At 55.5% G+C, this 21205-nt stretch carries 24 protein-coding genes; 13 read left to right on the top strand and 11 right to left on the bottom strand.

Features of this window, described 5'->3' with window-relative positions; translation table 11 throughout:
- Positions 1–15: 15 nt before the first annotated feature.
- A complete protein-coding gene (locus ACP86_RS04330; protein ID WP_053112860.1) occupies positions 16–1824 on the bottom strand; it encodes a Na/Pi cotransporter family protein in 1809 nt (602 codons plus the stop codon).
- Positions 1825–2026: 202 nt separating this feature from the next.
- On the opposite strand from ACP86_RS04330, the gene ACP86_RS04325 reads away from it, so the two are divergent.
- Together ACP86_RS04325 and ACP86_RS04320 are read left to right on the top strand one after the other, a co-directional pair.
- On the top strand, positions 2027–2494 hold the full coding sequence (locus tag ACP86_RS04325) for an AtaL-like protein (protein WP_053112859.1): 468 nt from the start codon (positions 2027–2029) through the stop codon (positions 2492–2494).
- Positions 2495–2557: 63 nt separating this feature from the next.
- On the top strand, positions 2558–2992 hold the full coding sequence (locus tag ACP86_RS04320) for an SRPBCC family protein (RefSeq protein ID WP_053112858.1): 435 nt from the start codon (positions 2558–2560) through the stop codon (positions 2990–2992).
- 23 nt (positions 2993–3015) lie between these two features.
- Here ACP86_RS04320 and ACP86_RS04315 read toward each other — a convergent pair whose 3' ends face one another.
- Positions 3016–3219 (bottom strand): hypothetical protein, encoded by a 204-nt coding sequence (locus ACP86_RS04315; RefSeq protein WP_008172460.1) that lies wholly within the window; start codon positions 3217–3219, stop codon positions 3016–3018.
- A gap of 72 nt (positions 3220–3291) precedes the next feature.
- Between ACP86_RS04315 and ACP86_RS04310 the strand changes: the two genes are divergently transcribed.
- Both ACP86_RS04310 and ACP86_RS22965 read left to right on the top strand, forming a co-directional pair.
- Positions 3292–3621 carry a rhodanese-like domain-containing protein gene (locus ACP86_RS04310; protein ID WP_008172458.1) on the top strand — a complete coding sequence of 110 codons (330 nt, stop codon included), beginning with the start codon at positions 3292–3294 and terminating at the stop codon, positions 3619–3621.
- 80 nt (positions 3622–3701) lie between these two features.
- Complete coding sequence (locus ACP86_RS22965; protein ID WP_008172456.1) at positions 3702–3860, top strand: hypothetical protein; 159 nt, start codon at positions 3702–3704, stop codon at positions 3858–3860.
- An 8-nt stretch (positions 3861–3868) separates the two neighbouring features.
- Here the strand turns inward: ACP86_RS22965 and ACP86_RS04305 are convergent, their stop codons facing one another.
- Positions 3869–4042, bottom strand: a complete 174-nt coding sequence (locus ACP86_RS04305; protein ID WP_008172455.1) for a hypothetical protein — start codon at positions 4040–4042, stop codon at positions 3869–3871.
- Positions 4043–4218: 176 nt separating this feature from the next.
- On the opposite strand from ACP86_RS04305, the gene ACP86_RS04300 reads away from it, so the two are divergent.
- A complete protein-coding gene (locus ACP86_RS04300; protein ID WP_008172454.1) occupies positions 4219–5358 on the top strand; it encodes a mechanosensitive ion channel family protein in 1140 nt (379 codons plus the stop codon).
- 285 nt (positions 5359–5643) lie between these two features.
- Positions 5644–6891: a carboxylate--amine ligase gene (locus tag ACP86_RS04295; protein ID WP_405421057.1), complete on the top strand. Its 1248-nt coding sequence runs from the start codon at positions 5644–5646 to the stop codon at positions 6889–6891.
- Positions 6892–6951: 60 nt separating this feature from the next.
- Here ACP86_RS04295 and ACP86_RS04290 read toward each other — a convergent pair whose 3' ends face one another.
- From ACP86_RS04290 to ACP86_RS04270, 5 genes are all read right to left on the bottom strand, one after another.
- On the bottom strand, positions 6952–7683 hold the full coding sequence (locus ACP86_RS04290; RefSeq protein ID WP_053112856.1) for an SDR family oxidoreductase: 732 nt from the start codon (positions 7681–7683) through the stop codon (positions 6952–6954).
- Positions 7684–7705: 22 nt separating this feature from the next.
- Positions 7706–9319 (bottom strand): GMC family oxidoreductase, encoded by a 1614-nt coding sequence (locus tag ACP86_RS04285; RefSeq protein WP_053112855.1) that lies wholly within the window; start codon positions 9317–9319, stop codon positions 7706–7708.
- Positions 9320–9572: 253 nt separating this feature from the next.
- The gene (locus ACP86_RS04280; protein WP_053112854.1) at positions 9573–9950 is read right to left on the bottom strand and encodes a cupin domain-containing protein; all 378 of its coding nucleotides are present in this window, start codon (positions 9948–9950) and stop codon (positions 9573–9575) included.
- Positions 9951–10016: 66 nt separating this feature from the next.
- Entirely contained in the window at positions 10017–10685 is a 669-nt protein-coding gene (locus ACP86_RS04275) for a glutathione S-transferase family protein (protein ID WP_053112853.1), read from the bottom strand.
- Positions 10686–10775: 90 nt separating this feature from the next.
- Entirely contained in the window at positions 10776–11669 is an 894-nt protein-coding gene (locus ACP86_RS04270; RefSeq protein WP_008172443.1) for a patatin-like phospholipase family protein, read from the bottom strand.
- Positions 11670–11823: 154 nt separating this feature from the next.
- Between ACP86_RS04270 and ACP86_RS04265 the strand changes: the two genes are divergently transcribed.
- A complete protein-coding gene (locus tag ACP86_RS04265; RefSeq protein WP_008172442.1) occupies positions 11824–13419 on the top strand; it encodes a BCCT family transporter in 1596 nt (531 codons plus the stop codon).
- 72 nt (positions 13420–13491) lie between these two features.
- Here ACP86_RS04265 and ltaE read toward each other — a convergent pair whose 3' ends face one another.
- Positions 13492–14502, bottom strand: coding sequence for a low-specificity L-threonine aldolase (gene ltaE, locus ACP86_RS04260; protein ID WP_053112852.1), 1011 nt, complete (start codon positions 14500–14502; stop codon positions 13492–13494).
- Positions 14503–14637: 135 nt separating this feature from the next.
- On the opposite strand from ltaE, the gene ACP86_RS04255 reads away from it, so the two are divergent.
- Both ACP86_RS04255 and ACP86_RS04250 read left to right on the top strand, forming a co-directional pair.
- Positions 14638–15093: a GatB/YqeY domain-containing protein gene (locus tag ACP86_RS04255; RefSeq protein ID WP_008172437.1), complete on the top strand. Its 456-nt coding sequence runs from the start codon at positions 14638–14640 to the stop codon at positions 15091–15093.
- A 115-nt stretch (positions 15094–15208) separates the two neighbouring features.
- On the top strand, positions 15209–15637 hold the full coding sequence (locus ACP86_RS04250) for an organic hydroperoxide resistance protein (RefSeq protein ID WP_053112851.1): 429 nt from the start codon (positions 15209–15211) through the stop codon (positions 15635–15637).
- 33 nt (positions 15638–15670) lie between these two features.
- Here ACP86_RS04250 and ACP86_RS04245 read toward each other — a convergent pair whose 3' ends face one another.
- Positions 15671–15958, bottom strand: coding sequence for a hypothetical protein (locus ACP86_RS04245; protein WP_053112850.1), 288 nt, complete (start codon positions 15956–15958; stop codon positions 15671–15673).
- Positions 15959–16115: 157 nt separating this feature from the next.
- Here ACP86_RS04245 and ACP86_RS04240 point away from each other — a divergent pair, with 157 nt between their 5' ends.
- The 4 genes from ACP86_RS04240 (at position 16116) to ACP86_RS04225 (ending at position 19253) form a co-directional block, all read left to right on the top strand.
- Positions 16116–16811 (top strand): hypothetical protein, encoded by a 696-nt coding sequence (locus ACP86_RS04240; RefSeq protein ID WP_053112849.1) that lies wholly within the window; start codon positions 16116–16118, stop codon positions 16809–16811.
- A 46-nt stretch (positions 16812–16857) separates the two neighbouring features.
- On the top strand, positions 16858–17577 hold the full coding sequence (locus ACP86_RS04235) for a DnaJ domain-containing protein (protein WP_053112848.1): 720 nt from the start codon (positions 16858–16860) through the stop codon (positions 17575–17577).
- A 107-nt stretch (positions 17578–17684) separates the two neighbouring features.
- Positions 17685–18479 (top strand): transporter substrate-binding domain-containing protein, encoded by a 795-nt coding sequence (locus tag ACP86_RS04230; protein ID WP_227507815.1) that lies wholly within the window; start codon positions 17685–17687, stop codon positions 18477–18479.
- 84 nt (positions 18480–18563) lie between these two features.
- On the top strand, positions 18564–19253 hold the full coding sequence (locus ACP86_RS04225) for a hypothetical protein (RefSeq protein WP_053112847.1): 690 nt from the start codon (positions 18564–18566) through the stop codon (positions 19251–19253).
- 53 nt (positions 19254–19306) lie between these two features.
- Here the strand turns inward: ACP86_RS04225 and ACP86_RS04220 are convergent, their stop codons facing one another.
- A complete protein-coding gene (locus tag ACP86_RS04220; protein ID WP_053112846.1) occupies positions 19307–21205 on the bottom strand; it encodes a PHA/PHB synthase family protein in 1899 nt (632 codons plus the stop codon).

Genomic DNA, 21205 nt, shown 5'->3' with positions numbered 1-21205 from the left:
CTTAATCGGAATTCGTCATGGCATGACTTCTGCCCGCCCTGCGTCGCTCACCGACAGCTCCTCTGTGGTTCGAGCGGCTTCAACATCCATGGCAGTCAGGAGCTCGCGGGTTCCTGTCAGAATAGCATCGACGGTTTCGCTGGCGTAGGCAGAGTCGTTTAGCAGAGACGTAGCCATGGCGGCATCAATCCGTTTTGCACCCAGGAGTTTTGTGACACGACCGACCATCGATTCGCGGTCTACTCGTGCACGCACAGCGATCTCGTCGAGCTCCAGTATTGCTGCGCTGGCATCCTCAAACCGGCCTTCGTAAAAACGATGGGTCTCACGCAGTACCATCGCGACTCGCAGTCGAAGCTCGTTGTACTCTTTGCGAATCGTGGCGTTATCCGACGCCATATAAATTGTGAGATTCTTGCGTAGGTGTTTGACATGCTTGATGGCTTCGACCATCTCCGCGGCAGCATGCTGAAGACGATAAAGCGATTCGGTGGAGTTGGCCGGCGACTCCCGGGTCATTCGCCCGGAAATAAAGTCGAGAATGGCGTTGTACAGGCGTTTTACTCGCTGTCGGTAGATCAGGTCGATGTCGATATCGATGCGTTCCCGGGAATTGTTAATCATCGCTTCAAGGTCATCGCTCTGGCGAATATTTTCGCGGTGCAGGTGGAGACCATGGGAAAGGATAACGAAGGCTTGATCGAACAGGTGCCAGACCTCCCTGCGCACTGCCGCGTTTGCACTATCGGGTGAGTCCATCGCAGCCTGATTCAGGTACCGCGGCTGTGCGGCGACCTCTTCCTCTCGCTCTGGCAGCCAGCGCTCGAGTGCCCGTGCCATTCTCGATATCAGTGGCAGCATGATGGCAACACCAAGGCAGTTGAACAGGGTGTGGAATACGGCGAGCTTGACCGTGTAGTCATCGTCGGCGATCGACATGAGGGCTGACAGGGCATCCACTGACCAGCGCAGGGGCTCGATCAGCACCAGGGCAATCACCGCCGTTACCGCGTTGAACAGGAGATGGGCGCCTGCCAGACGCTTGCCAGTGATATTTGCACCCAGACCACCGATCAGAGCGGTGACGGTTGTACCAATATTTGCACCAATGGCCAGGGCCAGAGCGTTTTCGTAGGTAATCTGGCCCGTGGCCAGACCGGCCAGAGTCAGCGCCAGCGTCGCATGGCTGGATTGCATCACGACGGTCGCCAGAATTCCGAGGCCTGTGTAGACAAGAAGTCCTGAGATACCGTCCATTGCATACTCGCGCAGATCGACAGCCGACTGATAGCTTTCGAAGCCCGCCTTCATGAAATCGATACCGAGAAACAGAAACCCGAGCCCGGCGAGAATTGCACCGAAGGCTTTCCAGGCTCGTGGTTGCTGAAAATTCAGTACCACGCCAAAGACAAGCATCGGCAAGGCAAAGGCCGAAAGGCTCATTTTCATACCGATGGTGGCGAATAACCAGGCGCCGGTCGTGGTGCCAAGATTGGCGCCGAAGATAATGCCGATACCCGTGATCAGCGGAAGCAAGCCGGCGCTCAAAAACGAAATCGTGATCACCGATACCAGGGAACTGGACTGCATGATGGCGGTACTGACGATGCCAAAACCGAGGCTTTTCGGAATCGTATCGGTTGTACGACGCAGCACGCTCTCGAGAAAACCACCGGTAAACTGGCGAAACCCGTTCTCCAGCGAGAGCATGCCGAACAGAAAAATGGCAACGCCGGCGGCAATCTGTTTGAACTCTGGGCTCACCCATAGCGCAAGGGCGAGGATTCCGAGGATCAGAGCAAGAAAGAGTTGGCGATAGTTCACTGGGATTCAACGTCCCCTTTTATGAATTATTTGACTATCAGGTTGCACTGGAACCATTCCAGTGATCATCCTTTTGAATTGTAGGCTGTTAACTTTTTAAACGCGTACCCAAACCGTGAATCGAACTTTAATAACCCGGCATTCATCGCAAAAAGGCGAGCGATTGAAACCGTGCCTTGCGATGCGCACGACAGGAGGCCAGATGACGTTCGAGCATATCGTTCAGATAAACGACCTGACCAAGCCAGAGCTACCGGTTCTGACCCGATTCCAGGTGTGGGAGGGGCTGGTGCTCAGGGCCCGGCGCCCGGACAAGTTCCTCGTTGGTGTCGATGATTACGAGATTCTGGATCAGGGCCCGGCTTACCTGAAGCGTAGCCTCCAGCTGCCGGGACTGCAGGTGGTCGATGAAGTCACTTTCTGGCACGAGGCGAGGATAGAGTATCGGACCCAGCCAACGGCTACCCTCCCGGCCGCAACACTTGTTATGGATATCGAAGAGCCCGAGCCGGCATCACTGTTTGTCCGTTTCCGGTATGAAACAGCGAGCATCGAGAACCGTGGTGATTCGATGCCCTATGACCAGTATCTTGAACAGGCCTATGTAGTCACAGACATTGAGACGATTCAGATCATTCGGCAGTTGGCTGAGACAGGGGTATTCTGCTAAATCCCACTCGTTTGATGGAGTGGGAGCGTATCCTGTCTGTTAGCCCACAGTTGAGGAGTAGCCATGTTTCGCATTCATGTCGAACGAGTTCTCGAGAAGGATATCGAGTCAGTCTTTGAAGCCATCTCCGACCATGCCCGCTATTCCCGGTTTCCAGGGGTCAGCAAGTCTTTACTGATTGAAGAGGGTAGAGACGAGAAAAATGGCACTGGCGCCCTGAGAATTATCGGAGCGGGCCGGCTCGAGCTCACTGAGCGTATTACCCGGTTCGAGAGGCCAAACCGAATGCATTATCAAATTGAAAAATCGAGCCCGTTCGCCGTTCAGCACACGAAGGGAGAGATTGTTTTAAAGCCAGAAGGCGAACAGACCCGGGTTACCTGGGTTTCTGAAGGGCACGTGCAAGTGCCGCTGCTGGGTGGGGTAATGGACCGATTGGCTGAGCGCAGCTTTTCCAGAGCCTTCAGTTCTTTGCTCAAGGCTATTGAGCGCCTCTAGAGCTTGAGCTGAGCCCACACTATTCATAACTCGACAAACCGTGGCACAACCATGAGCCCTACACCCACTGCCAGCATCTCCCAGGCGCTGCTGGCCAGGTAGGGATACAGGATCATGGCAATGCCGCAGTAGCGGGTGACGATGTTTTTCCTGCGCCGGCCATACATGAAATAGGCGAAACCGATGCAGCCAAACAGCAGCGACAGGAAGATGTCAGCGGTTTCCATGCGGTGAACTCCTCCGGTAAGTTTACCCGTATAGACTAATTGTAGAGCCTCGAAATAGGGAGCAAGTTGGTTATGAGAGTGTCTTTTTCAGTGAAAGCGGTGCTAATCCTGCTATCACTTGCGCTGGCACCGATAGTAGCGCACGCGAAGCCCGTGTGGATCGATGTCCGCACAGAGGCGGAACATCGGCAAAGCCACATAGATGGAGACCCGCTGATTCCGCATGACCAGATCGTTGCGGAGGTTACCGAGAGGTTCCCGGACAAAGACACCGAGATTAATCTTTATTGCCGCAGTGGCAACAGGGCAGGTAAAGCAAAATCGGCTCTGGAGCGTGCCGGTTATACAAATGTTGAGAACAAGGGGAGCCTGGCTGAGGCGCGTGAAGCGCGTAGTCTATAGGGAGCGAACAATTTTTAGCCACTTCAGGTATAATGGAGGGCTTACGATATTAATTAAGCCATCCCGACCTGGATATCACTATGAGCAAGAAACCCGAGAAAGTAACCCTGACTTCTGCTGCCATTGAAGAACAGACAGCCGCGTTTTTGAAAGCGGGCGGATCTGTGGAATACGTCGGCAAGGGCAAAAGCGGACAAGTATCCCCCACGGGTTCAAAGCAGATCAGCCTGAAAAAGTAACGCCCATCTCAGTGACGAGGATTGCTCTGATCGGGGGAGGACTCGTCATCTGAGGCGTTGTCATTCGATGTGAGGTAGTAGTCTTTCTCATCGAATGTTTTCACATCAGGATCTTCAATATAGTTTTTGCGTTTGCCCCGATACAGCCAGACGGCGATGATCGCGACAATTACTGCGAGCACAATTCATTTCATCGTTATCTCCTCCACAAGGTCGTCGTTCTTATATTGAGCACCTTGCAGAGTGACCAGTCAATGTAACTTGCACATACGCTTCAAAGAGGCTCGGATCGGCATTTGAGCAAAATGCCATTCGCGCCTTTACTTGATGTACGGACAGCAAAGGTGTCGTGCAGATCATGATGGAATCATTCGGTGCAGATTTGATTGAGCAGCTCCGTCGAAATCTTGGCGATGCCTTTCAGGCAGTGTCAGGCGAGAATCTCGACTGGGGGGCGTTGCTGGTACAGGTACTTGGCCAGCTGCTGGTCTCTGTAATCTACCTTGGCGTCTTCCTGGGCGTTTATCTGATTCTGATCGCTGCCATCAGGCTGGGTCTTGGTGAGCGGCGAACCAAAACCCCTCTTTACATCCAGATGCGCAGCGGCCTGCGCTATCTGGCCGGGTTGGGTGCGCTGATAGTTATTCTTGCGCAATTCGGGGTTTCTCCTGAGGTTCTCAAGGCGATGGCGAGGGCAGGTTTCATGGTCCTCGGTTTCTACGTGGTCTGGGTAGTTTTCCGGCGTCTGATCAAGGAAGGCACTTCACGCTATCGAATGGATCCTTCCATCCGGCAACTGGTCGAGAATCTGTTTGCGGTTATCGCCGCAACCCTTGCGGTGGTGACGGTGCTTGCCCAGTTCGGTTTCGATGTGGTGTCGATTATCGCCGGTCTGGGCATCGTCGGTATTGCCGTTGGTTTTGCAGCGCAATCCACTCTCTCCAATTTCATTGCGGGAATCACCCTGCTCATTGAAAGGCCTTTTCGAATCGGTGATTGGGTCACCATCAACGGACAGGAAGGCAAAGTGGTGAAGATTGCCTTGCGAACCACCTGGCTGCGAACCCGGGATAATATCTTCACGATGATTCCAAACGACAGTGTTGCCTCCACGGATATCATCAATTACAGCGCAGAGGGCGTGACACGCCTGAATATTCCCGTGGGGATTGCTTACAAGGAATCTGCGAAGGCGGCGAGGGAAGTGCTGATGCCGGTTTTGCTGGCACATCCCGAAGTTTTGCAGGGCGCTGGCATGGAGCCCCGTGTTTTGCTCAAAAGCCTCGGTGATTCGTCAGTGAACCTCGAAGTCAAAGTGTGGATAACGCCGGATAACCTGGATGTTCGGCCCAGAATCATGGCCGATATTCTCGAGCAGATGAAAGAAGCCCTGGATGCCGCCGGTATAGAGATTCCCTTCCCGCATCTGCAGCTGTTCATTGACGATGCAAAAGGATTGAAGCCGGTTCTCGAACCTTTCTACAGGCTACGGGGATAAAACGGAAAATCCTTGCAGGCAGCCCTTCGGATGCTTGCATCTTGTGACTCCAGATCCTTTCGCAATCGTCTTGATAGTGGAGGGACAGGCTCGCTTCCTGGCCTGTAAGGGTCTAAATTGTTGTGTATGGAAACTAATTTCCGCGTCTGGCTGGGACACTCTGGTCTGACGCATCGGGTTGTTGCCAATGCCCTTTGCGTTATTTCGAATATAAAGGGGTAACTTATGGCGATCACACCGAAATCCAAAATGTCGCAGGAAGTGCTGGCCTGGCGCGATCCCTCCATGGACTCGGTTCTGGGAACGGAAACACCCAAGGACCCAAACAAGGGCTATATTGCTCTTCTTGGCTGGAGTATTAATGCGATCAAGGCGGCTCAGAAGTTCGATCGCCGCTATATCGTGGTTGCCCCGGATTGGGCTGCCGATTTTTGCACGGCCAACAATATTCCCTTCATCCCCTGGGATTTTGTTCGCCTGAACGATCGGTCAATGGAAATCGCTGAAAAGCTGAAAGCCGAAGGGGTGGATGTCGCAATCCCATTGTTCGAGGAAACGGTGGAATGGTCAGGCGCGATCAACTCTGTTCTGTTGAATAATCCGCGTATGTACGGCCAATCCATTTTGTTCCGGGACAAGGCGCTGATGAAACGTCGGGCCCAGCTTGGTGGTATTCGCGTCGGGATTTTCGAAGAAGCCCACGAAAAAGATGACATCATTCGCTTCATGAAGCGGGTTAACCAGACTCTGCTTAAACTGGATGGTGACCCGGACGATCCGATTCACGTGAAGGCCTTCGATAAAGCCGGCTGCCTGGGTCACCGCATGATCCGCACGCTGGAAGAAATCGATACGATTCCGGACGAGGAATACCCCCTGCTCATGGAAAGTCATCTGAGTGGCTGGGAATTCGCTGTTGAGGCCTGGATCCACGATGGCAAAATCAAGTTTCTGAATATTTCAGAGTACGTCACCCTGGGTTACTCGGTGTTTGTTCCTGCCACGAAGGAACTTGAAAGCTGGCGCGAAGCAATCACCAAGCAGATCGAATTGCTGGTCAAAACATTTGATATTCAGTTCGGTCTGATCCATCCGGAGTACTTCGTAACCAGCGACGGCACCATGTACTTTGGCGAAGTTGCGTACCGTCCACCCGGGTTCAAGGCCTTCGAATTGATTGAACGCGCGTATGGATTCAATGCCTACCAGGCTTCCATGCTGGTGTTTGATCCCAAGAGCACCAAGGAAGAGGTCGATGCCTTCTTCCCCCGCGAAGTGGTCGATGCCAAAGGTTATGCCGGTTGCTTCGGTGTTTATCCGAGACGCCGAGTAGTGAGCAAGCTGGAAATGCCCAAAGAGTGCATTGAGCATCCTTACTTTGAGTCGCACGAGTTGGTGGCCCCTGCCGAGGAAACAGTTCCGGACCGATCCGCTTTTGGTACTCACTGGGGGCTTGTGTTCTTCTTCGGTGACGACCCGATCAAGATGCGGGATCTTCTGAAATCCCAGGAGGAGCTGGACTTCTACGTCTAGGAACGACAGGAGCCGGCTGATACCCGGCTCCTGATAGTCCGACACAGCTTCTCCGGGGCGTTACCAGTTCTCTGAGAAAGGCCGCGCATCGAGCTCGAAAGTCCAGGCTGAGCGTGGCTGGTTGTGTAGCTGCCAATAGATTTCCGCGAGGTCGTCGGGCTCGATAATGCCGTCCTCGCCCTTGCTCGCATAGAGGTCCGGCAAAAATTCTGCCGTGGCTTCATTGCGGATGAGGCCATCCACCACCACGTGAGCGACGTGAATCCCTTGCGGGCCTAATTCCCTTGCCGTGCTTTGCGCCAGGGCGCGCAGTGCATGCTTGCCGCCGGCAAAGGCCGCAAAGCCGCGTCCGCCGCGGAGGCTGGCGGAGGCGCCGGTAAAGAGGAGTGTGCCTTCATTGCGTTGCAGCATTTTCTTTGCGACCTCGCGCCCGACCAGAAACCCGGCCAGTGCGCACATCTCCCAGACTTTCCGGTAGACCCGGGTGCTGGTCTCGCAGATATCGTATCGAACGTTTCCGCCCACGTTGAAGACGGCCACCCGTATTGGGCCATGCTCTGACTCAACGCGCTCAACCAGCTCAATGACCTGGTCTTCGTCCCTTGCATCGGAGTGGATGGCTGTCGCGCTCGAGCCGAGAGCCCGAATTTCCGAGCTGAGAAGATCAAGATCCCCGCGCCTGCGGGTGACCACAAGGTGGAAGCCTTCCTTTGCAAAGCGCCGGGCGATGGCAGAACCTAGGTGGTCGCCGGCCCCGATGATTAGAGCAACTGGTTTTTCTGTTGTTGTCATTTTGCCACCTGTAGTGAGGCCTTTATCCGTGGGTTCGAATCGTATCGGCGATCTTTTCAGCAATCATGATCGTCGGGGCGTTGGTGTTACCACCAATCAAAGTCGGCATGACTGAAGCGTCGACCACCCGCAAACCCTCAAGTCCGTGAACCTTGAGGCTGGAGTCAACCACGGCCAGATCATCTATGCCCATCTTGCAGGTGCCTACCGGGTGATAGATCGTATCCGCGCGGGCGCGAATGTGGCGTTCCCATTCCTCATCGCTCATGCCGTCGTGAACGCCGAACATTTCGGATTGTCGGTACGGCGAGAGTGCAGGCCCTTCGAGAATCTCCCGGGTGATTTTTGCGCCTTTGATAGTCAGATTCAGGTCGTCTGGATCGGACAGATAGTTGGGGTCGATGCCGGGATCGGTCATTGGGTCGGCGCTGAGCAGAAAAACACGCCCTCGGGATTTCGGCCGCAGGTTGCAGACGTGGCAACTGAAGCCGTGTCCCCAATGCAGTTTACGGGCGTGATCCTCCACGATGGAGACGACGAAGTGCAGCTGCAGGTCTGGCTTGTCCTGCTCCGGGTCAGACTTCAGGAATGCCGCCCCCTCTGCAAAGGGCGAGGCAATCATACCCGTCCCATCCGTTCGCCATTGGAGGGAATGGCGAAGCATGTTTTTCATGCCCGTTAAACTGAAGCCAAAGTTATCGGTATCCCCGGACTTGTAGGCCAGAATGAAATCCAGATGATCCTGCAGATTTCGGCCGACACCCGGCAGTTCGTGAATCATGGGAATACCGTGCGGGAGGATGTCTTCAGGGTTTCCCACTCCGGATAGCTGTAGTAACTGCGGTGAACCGAAGGCACCGGCGGATAGGATGACTTCGCGGTTTGCTGAGGCCGAGAGCGATCGGCCCTTGAGTCGATACTCAACGCCGGAAGCACGTTTTCCGTTAAAAAGAATTCGGGTCGCACGGGCACCGGTCACAACCTTTAGGTTGTTGCGCTGTTCCATGATCGGATACAAATACGCCGCAGCGGTGGAGCAGCGTTCACCATTGCGTTCGGTGTCATGAAACTGGGTAACTTCATAGAGGCCAACGCCCTCGTTGTCGCCGGTATTGAAATCGTCGCTTGCGGGATAGCCGTGCTCTTTAGCCGCATCGATAAAGGCTTCGGAAATGGGCCTTGGTGATCGCTGTTTGCAAACATGCAGTGGGCCATCGGCCCCGTGGTATTCGCTGGCTCCACCTTCATGGCATTCCGCTTTGCGGAAGTAGGGCAAAACATCGTCCCATCCCCATCCGTCGCAACCCAGCTCGGCCCATCCATCATAATCCGCCCTGTGTCCACGCACATAAAGCATTGCGTTGATCAGGCTGGAACCACCCAGCCCACGGCCTCTGGGCTGGAATCCTCGACGCCCAGCCAGTTCGGGCTGCTGCTCTGTATTGAGCGCCCAGTTATTGATCTTGCCATGGCCGGGCATGATTGCGACTACACCAGCTGGCGCGCGGGTCAACAAGTGATCGCCCTTGCCGCCTGCCTCCAGGAGACAGACGCTGACATCGGGGTCCTCACTCAATCGCGCCGCCATCACGGCGCCAGCCGATCCGCCACCTACAATGATGTAATCAAAAATCATACGGTCCCCGGTTCCTGTTTTTGTTTTGGGTGTACGCTTTCCTGAGCCAGAAAAGGCAGCAGTCAACGAGATGCAGGATCAAGGTTAGACCATGGCCTGGCCGAGCGCCTCTTGGCAGATGGACAGACTGCTAAGAGCGTAGGATGCCGAACTGATCGTGATTCCCGGTGCCGGGCATGCTGCAAATCTTTCGCATCCGGATCCGGTTAATCAGGCATTGGATAATTTCTTGAAGCGACTGTAGGCCGCGGATTCATTCCGCGGCATCCGCTTCTTGCTTGGTTTCATGCTCGGTTCCCGGGGCGTGCTCTGGTGGGCAGTAGGTTGTGTAAAGCTTGAGCATGCCGTTTCCGGTGTTACGGAAGTTGTGAAAGGTACCCGAGGGCACGATGCTGACGTCGCCCGCCTTTACAGGAACCTTCGTTTCGCCGATCGTCGCTTCTCCCTCGCCCGAGACGAAATAAAGCAGTTGATCATGTCCCTCGTGAACTTCACCGCCAATCTCGCCGCCTTCGGGAATTGCCATCAGAACGAGTTGTGTATGATCTCCGGTCCATAATACCTGCCGGAACTCTTCGTTGCTTTTCGCCATTTCCACAACGGGTAGCGTGGTTCTGCGAACTTCGTTCATTCCAGTATCTCCATCCGTGAATTCAGTATTTGGTACTCCTTTTAGCCACAATCGGATCGCCGGTCTTCAGGCGAAGTCGTAATCACCGCCTTTCTCGAGCGCCCTCTGATAAGCCGGTCGGGCATGAACGCGTTTGACCCATCCGCTGATGTGAGGCCGGTTCCTGCCGACGATGCCCCTGGCTACGGAAGCCTCAAGCGGGAAGCTCATCTGGATGTCCGCCGCGCTCAGTTTGTCCCCCAGGAACCAGGTGTTCTTCGCCAGATGGCTTTCCACGAAATCCAGGTGGGTCTTGATCATCGGGCCTATAAACATCTCGTTGGTTTTGTCCGAAATGCCTTTGGCGACAGGTTTAACAAAGAACGGCATCGGGCTGGTTTTGACCTTTTCGAAGACAAGGCGCAACACCAGAGGCGGCATCAATGAGCCTTCGGCGTAGTGCAACCAGTAGGTGTAGTCGAGCCAGGCTTGCCCCCCGCTCTCCGGGAGCATGGTGTCTTTGCCGTAGGTGTGCGCCAGGTATTCGATGATGGCACCGGATTCGGCAACCACCAGTTCGCCGTCTGTGATCACCGGGGATTTTCCAAGCGGGTGCACCTTTTTCAGGCTTTCGGGGGCCAGCATGGTCTTGGGATCTCGCTGGTAATGCTTGATCTCGTAGGGAACACCCAGTTCTTCCAGCATCCAGAGAACGCGCTGTGAGCGGGAATTGTTGAGGTGGTGAACTGTAATCATGCGCAAGCTCCGTTCGCATTGAAAAATGGTCGGGTGTGAAGAGTAGTCTGAAAAGAGCGTTTTGGTTCACCGCTGGCGGTGATTAAGTGGCTAATTACGATTGCGCACCGCAAAGCCGTGGCGCCTGAGCTCCTTCAGAATCTCGGGCACTTTGAAGGGCATCAACGTTCGCGTTGTTTTCAGAAGACTGATGGCAACATGCATCCTTTTGTACCAGAGTACCTGGCGGATCTTCTTCTTCATCGGGTGATAGCCTTCCCGATAAAGCTCGTCAACGCGGTCGGCGTTATTGGTAAGGCTGTAGTCGCTCAGGTCCAGAGGTACCGATATGTCGGCATGCTTCAGTTGCTTGCGGGTGTTGAAATCGATGCCAATGTTGATGGCGTTGGAAATGACATCGAAGGTGTTGTCCGGCTTCGGATAACGGCTGACATGGCTGAGATCAACGGCCACCGTAATACCAGCACCCATTTTGGCCAATGGCGAAATGGGGACGTTTTCCACCAGCCCCCCGTCCACCAGAATCCGCCCATCGATTTCAACAGGTACAAACAGGCCGGGAACCGCCATTGAGGCGCACACGACATCCGCCAGATTGCCTTCCCGGAAGATCAGCTGTTCACCGGTTTCGATATCCGTGGCACAGATGGCCAGCGGAATCTCGGCGTCCTCGATCCGGACATCGCCCAGATCGCGGTGAATCATCTCCCGAATGGCGTTGGTGCTGAACAGCCCTCCGCGCTCAAAGGTAAAGTTGATGATTTTGGAGAGGTTCAGCGTTGAGCAAATGCTGAGGATGGATTCCGCCGGGCGGCCGAAAGCGTAATAGCTCGCGATAAGCGCGCCGGCGCTCGTGCCCGAAATGCAATGAATCTTGATTTGCTCTTCTTCAAACGCTTTCAGCACACCAATGTGCGCAATGCCTTTGGCAGCGCCGCCTCCCAGAGCCAGACCGATGCGGGTGTTAAAGGGGTTGAGTTTCATCAGCGGGAACCTTCAGGCGTTGCGAGGATTCGTACCGCACAAGTCTAACAGAGTTGGAAATTTTAATTCTTAGAGTTCAAAATATTGGGGTGGCACTTAGAGAGGTAAACTTTCCAACCGACTGCCGGGTTATGCAGTCATAGGAGTCCTCACATTGGGTGACGTCATTTCAGACGATTATCAGACCGACTATGTAGCCGGTCAGGATAATATCGAGAAGTTCGGCTTCGATATCCACAACATCGTATTTCCGTTAACCGCAATCCTGATTGTTGCCTTCGTTGTCGGAACACTTATTTTCCCCGCAGGTGCAAAGGAGTTGCTCGATAGCGCCAAGAATGGTGCGATTGCTGTGTTCGACTGGGGCTTTCTTCTCAGCGCAAACCTGTTTGTTGTTTTCTGTCTGGCCCTTATTTTCATGCCGGTGGGCAAGATTAGGATTGGCGGGCTTGATGCCAAGCCAGAGTTCTCTCTGCTGTCCTGGTTTGCCATGTTGTTCGCAGCTGGTATGGGTACCGGGCTGATGTTCTGGTCGGTTGCCGAGCCTGTGGCCTATTACACCGACTGGTATGGAACGCCCCTCGGTGTTGAGCCAAACACTGCTGAGGGTGCCCGCCTTGCGATGGGCGCAACCATGTACCACTGGGGTCTGCATCCCTGGGCAATCTACGCGATTGTCGGGCTCTCGCTGTCGTTTTTTGCCTTTAATAAAGGCCTGCCGCTAACCATTCGCTCTGCCTTTTTTCCAATTCTGGGAGACAAGGTGTGGGGGTGGCCCGGTAATGTCATCGACACCGTGTCGGTACTGGCGACCATCTTTGGTCTTGCAACCTCGCTCGGGTTTGGCGCCCAGCAAGCGGCATCCGGTATTTCCTACCTGTTTGATATTGAGGGAGGCCTGAATATTCAGGTCGGCGTGATCGCCGGCGTTACGGCTGTTGCTACCCTCTCCGTGATTCGGGGGATCCATGGTGGTGTCCGGATTCTCAGTAACGCGAACATGATCATGGCCGGGCTGCTGCTTCTGTTTGTAATATTTGCCGGCCCCACACTCGCCGTGTTCCAGTGGCTCTGGGATACGTCGGTCTCCTACGCGTCCAATATGTTCTCGCTCAGTAATCCCTTTGGCCGCGAGGAAGACACCACCTGGTTCCATGGTTGGACGGTCTTCTACTGGGCCTGGTGGATTTCCTGGTCACCGTTCGTAGGTATGTTTATCGCGCGGGTATCCCATGGCCGCACGGTGCGTGAGTTCGTCACGGCGGTTCTGATCATCCCGACCATCATTACTCTGTTCTGGATGAGCGCATTCGGAGGCGGGGCGCTAAATCAGGTCCAGAACGAGATTGGCGTGTTGGGTTCAGAGGGTCTTACCGAAGTGTCGTTGGCCATGTTCCAGATGCTGGAAAATATCTCACTGTCTGGAATCACCTCGTTTATCGGGATCACTCTGGTATTGACGTTCTTCGTCACATCCTCGGATTCCGGTTCCCTGGTGATTGACAGCATCACGTCTGGCGGCAAGACCGATGCCCCGAAAGCCCAGCGCATCTTCTGGGCGGTCACCGAAGGGACCATTGCCGGGGTGCTTCTGTTCGTTGGCGGTGAGCAAGCCCTCAACGCACTGCAAGCTGGCGCCCTGAGTGTCGGGCTGCCATTTACGCTGGTGCTGTTGGTGATGACCTACAGCCTGTTCAAAGGCCTTCATCATGAACGCCGCTTGCTGATTGCCGAAGGCAAGATGGTGTAACCCCAGGCTGATATCAGGTGACGCTGGAAGGGCCCCCCATTGAGGGGCCCTTTTTTGAGCGAGAGTATCCGGTCAGGACGGGTAGAATTGCCGGATGGCCGTCAGCAGCATGTCGACATCCTCACGGCTGACATCCTGGTGGGTCACAAAGCGGATCGGGTCGCCGGCCGTAATCAGGATGCCCTGTTCGGCCAGGTAGTCTTTCAGCTGTGACGCCTGGCCCGCCTTGCACCTTGCGTAAACGATGTTGGTCTGGGTACTGGCCGGGTTGACCTCAAGTTCCGGAATCTTTGCCAGGCCGTTGCTCAGGTATTCGGCGTTTTCATGGTCCTCGAGCAGTCTAAGCGGCCCCTTTTCGAGCGCGATACGTCCCGCGGCGGCCAGAATGCCGGCCTGGCGCATGCCGCCTCCCACCATTTTGCGCAGCCGGGTGGCCCGCTTGATGAATGATTCCGACCCCAGCAACAGCGATCCGACCGGTGCGCCCAGGCCTTTGGACAGACACACGCTGACGGAATCGTAGTGCCGGGTTATTTCGGTGACATCGCAGTTTGATTTTACGGCGGCATTGAAAATACGGGCGCCGTCCAGGTGCAGAAGAAGCCCGTGTTCGTCGCAGAACGCACGGGCCTGCGCCTGGTACTCAAGGGGCAGTACTTTGCCACCGATGGTGTTCTCAAGGGAGAGCAGACGGGTGACGGCAAAATGAAAATCGTCCGCCTTGATCGCGGCCCGGGCTTTTTCCAGATCAATGCTCCCGTCCGGCTCGTTCTCGATCGGTTGGGGCTGGACACTGCCCAGCACCGCGGCGCCTCCGCCCTCGTACTTGTAATTGTGAGCGGACTGGCCACAGAGATACTCATCGCCACGGCCACAATGACTCATGATGGCAAGCAGGTTGGCCTGGGTGCCTGTGGCAGTAAAAAGGGCCGCTTCGAAGCCGAGCCTCTGGGCGGCGTAGGCCTGCAGGCTGTTAACCGTAGGGTCGTCGCCATAGACATCGTCTCCCACCTCGGCGCTGGCCATGGCTTCGCGCATCTCGGGGGTGGGGCGGGTCACAGTATCGCTGCGGAAATCAATCATTGTTCCTGGCGCCTTTTTCTTTCCTCGGATGCCTGCATTCTACAGTGCAGCAGGAATCATGGAATTCCCACCCTTTGCATTATTCCCGATTCGTCCCCATAAACCAGAACAAAGCCAAACAACAGGAGATCAGCAATGACGGCACCAACCCTTAAGGAACAACTGTACAGCGCGGTAAAAGAAGCAATGCGGAACAAGGATAAAACCCGCCTGGTTACTTTGCGCATGGCCCAGTCTGCCGTGAAGCAGATCGAGATTGATGAACGCCGCGAGCTCAATGACGAGGATGTTCTCAAGGTGCTGGACAAGATGCTCAAACAGCGCCGCGACGCGGCCAGTCAATACGACGAAGCCGGCCGCGAGGAACTGGGCGATAAAGAGCGAGCGGAAATGGTGATCATTGAAGAGTTCATGCCGGCGGCTCTCAGCGAGGATGATCTTGACGGGTTGATTCGGATGGCCATCAGTTCAACGGATGCCCAGGGCATGCAGGACATGGGTAAGGTGATGAATGAACTGAAGCCCCAGGTACTTGGCCGCGTTGAGATGGGGCATTTGAGCAAGAAAGTGCGGGCCGCGCTGGCGGGTTGATCCAGTTAACCATTTCTATCGCATAAAACGGGGCGACGCGTCGTTCAGAAAATCGTCGCGCGGAAATGCCTCGGAAGGTATTTCTGTTCAAATTCGAAGGAAAAAGGAAAGCGTTATGTCTATCGAACAAGTGCTCTATCGTGCCCATGCAGAAGCAACCGGTGGTCGTGACGGCCGTGCAATTTCGTCAGACGGCATTCTTGATGTAGAGCTGGCAACCCCGAAAGAAATGGGCGGTGCCGGCGGCAAGGGGACCAACCCGGAGCAACTTTTTGCTGCAGGCTATTCCGCATGCTTTATCGGCGCCATGAAATTTGTGGCCGGTCGCGACAAGCTCAAGATGCCGGAGGATGCTTCCATTGAAGGCGTGGTTGGCATCGGCCAGATCCCCAATGGGTTTGGCATTGAAGTGGAATTGCGCATCAGCCTCCCGGGTATGGACGATGCCGAGGCCAAGCAGCTGATCGATGAAGCGCACAAGTTTTGCCCATATTCCAACGCGACCCGTGGCAACATCGACGTAACACTCAACCGGGTAGGCTGATACCCGGTTTGGATGCAGTTTCGGAACCTGGATCTACCAATCGAGCCTGAGGCTTGCCAGCAGGGCATCGCCAAGGCTCAGATCCTCGGTGCCCGTGTTCAGGTCCTTGTATTGAACACGGGTAGCCAGACTGGCTCCTATACCAAGAGCGATGGTTGGCCAGGATTGTCCCCCCTGGTGCACCCGATAAGTCAGTTGGGTTCTCCACTCGCGTAAATAGAGCGCGCTTTCTACTTCCCTGTCCTTGTCCATCGTGGCCCAACGGTCCCCGTTTCGTTCCACCCGGAACGCCCAAACCTGCCCCGGGCTCTGCCACTGCATCAGAACAGGCAGGTCTACCAGCCAATGGCCGTGTGCGTTGCTTTGTTTCCAGCGTGCTCTGGGGAGCCAACTGAAAGAGCCAAACCTGTGAATTGCGCGATCTATGCCCTACTATTTTAGCGTCAGTTTTTTCAGCCGCCGTGATTTCCAGGAGCCTATGTCCGATAAAGAGCTACGCACCCGATCCGACAAACAGGCGATCGACCAGTTTATCAATGAGGTTCGCACGTTGCCCAAGCAGGGTGGCGGGCAGGGGCGGCTGATTGTCGCGCTGGACGCGACTGCAAGTCGGGAAGCTACCTGGGACCAGGCCTGCCATCTGCAGAGCGAACTGTTTATAGCAACCCGGGATCTGGGTGGCCTGGCCATTCAGCTCTGCTACTACCGTGGCTTCGGTGAGTTCAAGGTCACGGGGTTTGTGACCGAAACCGGGCAGTTGCTGAATCTGATGAACGGCGTTTCCTGCCTCGGTGGGCGCACCCAGATCAGCCGGGTATTGGCCCACGCGGTGAAAGAGACCCGTGCAAAGCCCGTCAAAGCTGTGGTGTTTATCGGTGACTGTTGCGAGGAACCGGTGGACGAGCTCTGTCACACCGCCGGGGAACTGGGAATGCTGCGCACACCGGTGTTCATGTTTCACGAGGGCAATGATGCCCATGCAAGGGCGGTATTTCAGCAGGTGAGCAAGCTTTCAGGGGGCGCATACGCACCCTTTGACCGTAACAGCCCCCAGGTGCTCAAGGATCTTATGGCGGCAGTTGCGGTCTATGCTTCCGGGGGAGCCAAGGCACTGCAGGATTTTTCCAGCCGTAGTTCCCCGGAAGTGAAACGCCTGACCAGACAGATCCGATAGTGTTTGTGAGAATCCATTGATGGGCCGGTGTGCCCGGGGTATTTGAGTGCCTTTAACGCTTGTTGCCATCGTTGTCGCGGTTGTGGCTTGGGTGTGGTTGCGCAATCAGCCTGCCAGTCAGCGCAATGCCGCCATTCTCAAGCTGGCTCTGCTGGCCGGCATCGGCATCGTCGTCTTGCTGGCTGTGACCGGGCGTTTGCATTTTGTCTTCGCCGGTTTGGCCTTTCTCTATCCTCTGTTGCGTCGCCTGCTGCCATCTCTATTGCGTGGCGGGCTCGGTCGCGTGGCCGGTGGTGCCGGGGCCAAGTCGGGCAACCAGTCCCATGTTTCCAGCGATATTCTCGAAATGACTCTGGACCACGACTCGGGAATCATGAGCGGCAAGATCATCAAGGGCCCGATGGAAGGGAGAGAACTGGCGGAGTTAAGCGAAAGCGATTTCCTCGAGCTATTGCGCTATTGCCGCGGCCAGGACGAGGATTCTGCCCGGCTACTTGAAACTTACCTGGATCGCCGGTTCGGAGACTCCTGGCGAGCAGACGATGAGGCGGCCTCTGAAAGCGATCCGTCGGGCGGCAGTGGCAATACGAGCGGCCCGCTTACCGAGAGCGAAGCGCTGGACATTCTGGGGCTCGAGCCCGGAGCCAGTCGGGAAGAGATCATCAAAGCCCATCGGAGGATGATGCAAAAACTTCACCCGGACCATGGTGGCAGCAATTACCTGGCGGCGCGCATCAATGAGGCCAAGGAGTGTCTACTGGGCTGAGGTGCAGCCTCATTTGCAGGCATTTGCTCAGAGTGATTGCCTGCACGCCGGGATAAGGATATTGTTCAAAAACTGAACTTTTTAGCCCGAGGTGAGAAGACAGCGGTTTGAAGATTTCAACGCTCGCCCATTTCTTTTTATTTCTTCTGCCAGGATTCCCTTTGGCTGCGAATTCGGAGCCACTGCCGCGGCTTAAAGTTCTCGCTGCTCAGATACCGGGTGCAGCGGAGCCAAGTCTCGAGGGGCGAGATATAGAATTGGTTTTGGCGACCTTCGATGAGTGCGGATTTGAGGCCGAATTCATCATGCAGCCCTATGAGCGCCATGCAAGAACCTACACGGATCGTCAGGACTTCGATGCTATTGCCACAGTACCTTTGCACTGGCGTCTTCCCGGTTATTCCACATCCGCCTACATCTGGTACCAGAACGGTGCCTTCTACAATCACTCCCGTGTCGGGCCGATTGAAAGGGTCAAAGACCTGGCCGGTCTCAACGTGGTGACGTTCCGTGAAGGGGTCGATGTGCTGGGGATCAGCGATAACGTACCTGAATTTGCCTCGCTCACCGAAATCGCCGATCAGACCATTCACTCCCGGCTACTGTTTATGGGCCGGGTCGATGCGATCCTGGCCGACGGATTCGTGGTCGCGGAAGTGAATCGGAGAATCTTCAACAAGAAGCGCCGCGGTGAAAGCTGGCCCTCGCAGTCTGATGCTTTTCGTTTCGCGCCAATCTTTAACCCGGCGCCGCACAAGATGGTTTTTCGGAACCCCGCATTCGCCGCAGCCTTTGATCAATGCTTCGACGATTTGCGGCAATCGGGTGTGATTGGTCTCATCAATCAGAAATACATCGATAAGTATCAGAATGTGCTACGTTTCAGGTATCTAGGACGTTAAGTACAGGTCCGTATGGAAAGGTAAGCGAACCTGGACGACCCTGATCGCAGGAAATTCATGCGTTCAGTCCCATGGAGTGGAGCGATGGTTCGGCCACACTGTGCAGTCTTCATCAGCCTGCAGATCTTCTTTTCCAGCCTTGCGGCCGCCTCGGTTCCTGTCGCCGTTGGTGAAGGGTTGCAGGGCGTGATCGGGTACTCCGATGGCAAGCTCTATGGGTCCCTGGCGCCGCTCTACGAATGTGTCTTTGATCGCGCTGACATCCAGCCCCAGTTTATTCAGGTGCCTCTGAAAAGAGGGCTGGGGTATTTGCACTCGGGAGAAGTCTCGATGGTTCTGCCCCTTGCCCAGAGTGAGCGTCGGGACAGAATCGGCGAGTTCGCCGGTGAGTTGTTTTCGGCGGACTATGTTTTTGTCTCGAATCGCCAACTTCCGCCGATATCTGAAACCTCGGGCCTTAAATATGGGCTGCCTCGGAGTTTTGTTGGTGAACAGTTCATTACCGACGAAAACCCGAGAATCGAAGAAGTCACAGAGTGGTCCCAACTGGTTGCCATGCTTCACTATGACCGCCTGGATGCGGTCGTATTGCCGGCGCTTCTGGTGGAGGATCTCTTTGGTCCTGATGTGGTCAAGGTATTCCAGCAAACAGCGGGAACCCTCCCGGTTTCGCTTTACCTGTCTCGAGCGAATCTGGACAGCGAGGATGTGGGCAAGATCAAACGCGCAGTCAGGAGTTGTCGCGCCGGTGACCTGGTTTCCGAGCTGCGTTAGGGAGCTTTCGCCGGCCCGCTATTCCAGAGTTTCCCGCTCAGTCCACGGATGCTTCACTGCGTGACTTTCTCAGGTGATGGCGTTTTCTGCTTCGCGGAACCCGATTTCCCGCGTTGCGGTTGTCGCCGCTTCCGGACCGCCGGGCTTGGTGGTGCCGGCTCGTTGCGCAAGTAAGCCCCGGGCGCCGGTTCAATCACCGGCAGATTGCCCTCTCCCGGAATGCGAGCCTTAACCTCACCGCCACCGAACTGCTCGGCCCAAGCCACCCAATCCGGCCACCAGGAACCTTCAAACTGCTCGGCACCTTTCAGCCATTCCTCTGGATTGGCCGGGTTGTCTTCGTTGAGGCGATAGCCGTACTTCTTCTTCTCGGGCGGATTAATGATGCCGGCAATGTGCCCTGAACCGCCGAGGACAAAACGCAACGGGCCGCCCAGGTTACGTGCGCCTTTGTAGCAGGAGATCCAGGGTGCGATGTGGTCTTCAATCGCAGATGCAAAGTAGGCGGGGGACTTCACCTTTCGCAAATCGATCGGTGTACCCGCTAGAGTAATACCCCCGGGCTCACGCAGCCGGTTGTTCAGGTACATATTGCGGAGGTAAAAGCTGTGCATGGCCGCTGGCATGCGGGTGGCGTCCGAGTTCCAGTACAACAGGTCAAAGGGCGCCGTGTCGCGGCCGAGAAGGTAATTATTGACGAAAAAAGACCATATCAGGCTGTTGGCACGTAGCATGTTGAAGGCCGTTGCCATGGAAGCACCTTCAAGATAGCCCTGTTTGTTCATGGCCTTCTCGATTTTGGCAATAGAGTCCTCGTCGATGAAGACTTCGAGATCGCCGACTTCCGAGAAATCCATCATGCTGTTGAGAAACGTCGCGCTTTTTACGCGATCATCCCCGCGAGCCGCCAGCCAGGCAAGTGTGCAACCAAGCAGGGTGCCACCAATGCAGTATCCCACCGTGTTGATTTCGCGCTCACCGGTTGCCTGTTCAATGGCATCCATCGCGGCGACCGGACCTTCGAGCATGTAGTCTTCAAAGGTCTTGTGCGCCAACTCCGGGCCGGGATTTACCCAGGAAACCACAAACACGGTGTGGCCCTGTTCCACCCAATAACGGATGAACGATTTTTTCTCGCCAAGATCGAGTATGTAATACTTGTTGATCCAGGGCGGTATCACCAGCAAGGGCCGGCGATGGACGGTCTCGGTGGTCGGCCGGTATTGAATGAGTTGCATCAGATCGTTCTGGAACACCACGTCGCCGGGTGTGTTGGCCAGATTGTCGCCCACCTCAAACGCGTCCGGATCGGACATACGGAAAGGCATCGGGCCTTTGCCTTCGTCCAGATCACGCAGCAGGTTGGCGAGGCCGCGCAGGAGGTTCTTGCCTCGTGTCTTGACGGTTGTGCGCAACACTTCCGGATTGCTCAGGATGAAGTTGCTGGGGGCCAGGGCGTCGGTCATCTGGCTGGTGAAAAAACGGACTTTCCGCTTATCGTGATCATCCAGATCCCGGACATCGTCGATGGTGTCCATCAGCCAGCGAGTTGACAGTAAATACGCCTGCTTGAGGGCGTTGAAGGCGATGACGTCGTTCCAGGCCTGGTCACGGAAGCGACCATCGCCAGGCTCTGGTTCTGCTACGGTCAACGGTTTCTTGCCAATACCGCTGGCCAGAATGCCAGACCAGAACAGACTGGTGTCCTTGAGCAGCCGCATCTGTGCAAACAGAAGCGTGTCTGGCTGGGTTGCAAGCTTGCCGGTCAGGGTGAAGAAGGGTTTGGTCATGCTCCCCACGCTGGCCGGATTGGGCGGGCCACCGCGCAAACGTCGCATTATGGAGCGCTTGAGCAGGTGACCACCATGAACACCCACTCGTGCCAGAGAGCGGCTTACCACATTGGGTTCGAAGTCAGGCGTTGATTGCTTTTTTATTGGTTTATCAGCCAT

Source organism: Marinobacter sp. CP1, from assembly GCF_001266795.1.
GTDB classification, from domain to species: domain Bacteria; phylum Pseudomonadota; class Gammaproteobacteria; order Pseudomonadales; family Oleiphilaceae; genus Marinobacter; species Marinobacter flavimaris.
The sequence above is the reverse complement of the archived record's forward strand: the minus strand, read 5'-3'. Positions and strand labels throughout refer to the sequence as shown.

Excerpts from the sequence above, each read along its gene's own strand:
- ACP86_RS04285 (WP_053112855.1), bottom strand. The coding sequence starts at position 9,319 with ATGATTTTTGATTACATCATTGTAGGTGGCGGATCGGCTGGCGCCGTG.
- ACP86_RS04295 (WP_405421057.1), top strand. The coding sequence starts at position 5,644 with ATGGACTCGGTTCTGGGAACGGAAACACCCAAGGACCCAAACAAGGGC.
- ACP86_RS04240 (WP_053112849.1), top strand. The coding sequence starts at position 16,116 with ATGTCCGATAAAGAGCTACGCACCCGATCCGACAAACAGGCGATCGAC.
- ACP86_RS04325 (WP_053112859.1), top strand. The coding sequence starts at position 2,027 with ATGACGTTCGAGCATATCGTTCAGATAAACGACCTGACCAAGCCAGAG.
- ACP86_RS04310 (WP_008172458.1), top strand. The coding sequence starts at position 3,292 with ATGAGAGTGTCTTTTTCAGTGAAAGCGGTGCTAATCCTGCTATCACTT.
- ACP86_RS04220 (WP_053112846.1), bottom strand. The coding sequence starts at position 21,205 with ATGGCTGATAAACCAATAAAAAAGCAATCAACGCCTGACTTCGAACCC.
- ACP86_RS04255 (WP_008172437.1), top strand. The coding sequence starts at position 14,638 with ATGACGGCACCAACCCTTAAGGAACAACTGTACAGCGCGGTAAAAGAA.
- ACP86_RS04245 (WP_053112850.1), bottom strand. The coding sequence starts at position 15,958 with ATGCAGTGGCAGAGCCCGGGGCAGGTTTGGGCGTTCCGGGTGGAACGA.
- ACP86_RS04280 (WP_053112854.1), bottom strand. The coding sequence starts at position 9,950 with ATGAACGAAGTTCGCAGAACCACGCTACCCGTTGTGGAAATGGCGAAA.
- ACP86_RS04320 (WP_053112858.1), top strand. The coding sequence starts at position 2,558 with ATGTTTCGCATTCATGTCGAACGAGTTCTCGAGAAGGATATCGAGTCA.
- ACP86_RS04225 (WP_053112847.1), top strand. The coding sequence starts at position 18,564 with ATGGTTCGGCCACACTGTGCAGTCTTCATCAGCCTGCAGATCTTCTTT.
- ACP86_RS04270 (WP_008172443.1), bottom strand. The coding sequence starts at position 11,669 with ATGAAACTCAACCCCTTTAACACCCGCATCGGTCTGGCTCTGGGAGGC.
- ACP86_RS04275 (WP_053112853.1), bottom strand. The coding sequence starts at position 10,685 with ATGATTACAGTTCACCACCTCAACAATTCCCGCTCACAGCGCGTTCTC.
- ACP86_RS22965 (WP_008172456.1), top strand. The coding sequence starts at position 3,702 with ATGAGCAAGAAACCCGAGAAAGTAACCCTGACTTCTGCTGCCATTGAA.
- ACP86_RS04300 (WP_008172454.1), top strand. The coding sequence starts at position 4,219 with ATGATGGAATCATTCGGTGCAGATTTGATTGAGCAGCTCCGTCGAAAT.
- ACP86_RS04315 (WP_008172460.1), bottom strand. The coding sequence starts at position 3,219 with ATGGAAACCGCTGACATCTTCCTGTCGCTGCTGTTTGGCTGCATCGGT.
- ACP86_RS04290 (WP_053112856.1), bottom strand. The coding sequence starts at position 7,683 with ATGACAACAACAGAAAAACCAGTTGCTCTAATCATCGGGGCCGGCGAC.
- ltaE (WP_053112852.1), bottom strand. The coding sequence starts at position 14,502 with ATGATTGATTTCCGCAGCGATACTGTGACCCGCCCCACCCCCGAGATG.
- ACP86_RS04250 (WP_053112851.1), top strand. The coding sequence starts at position 15,209 with ATGTCTATCGAACAAGTGCTCTATCGTGCCCATGCAGAAGCAACCGGT.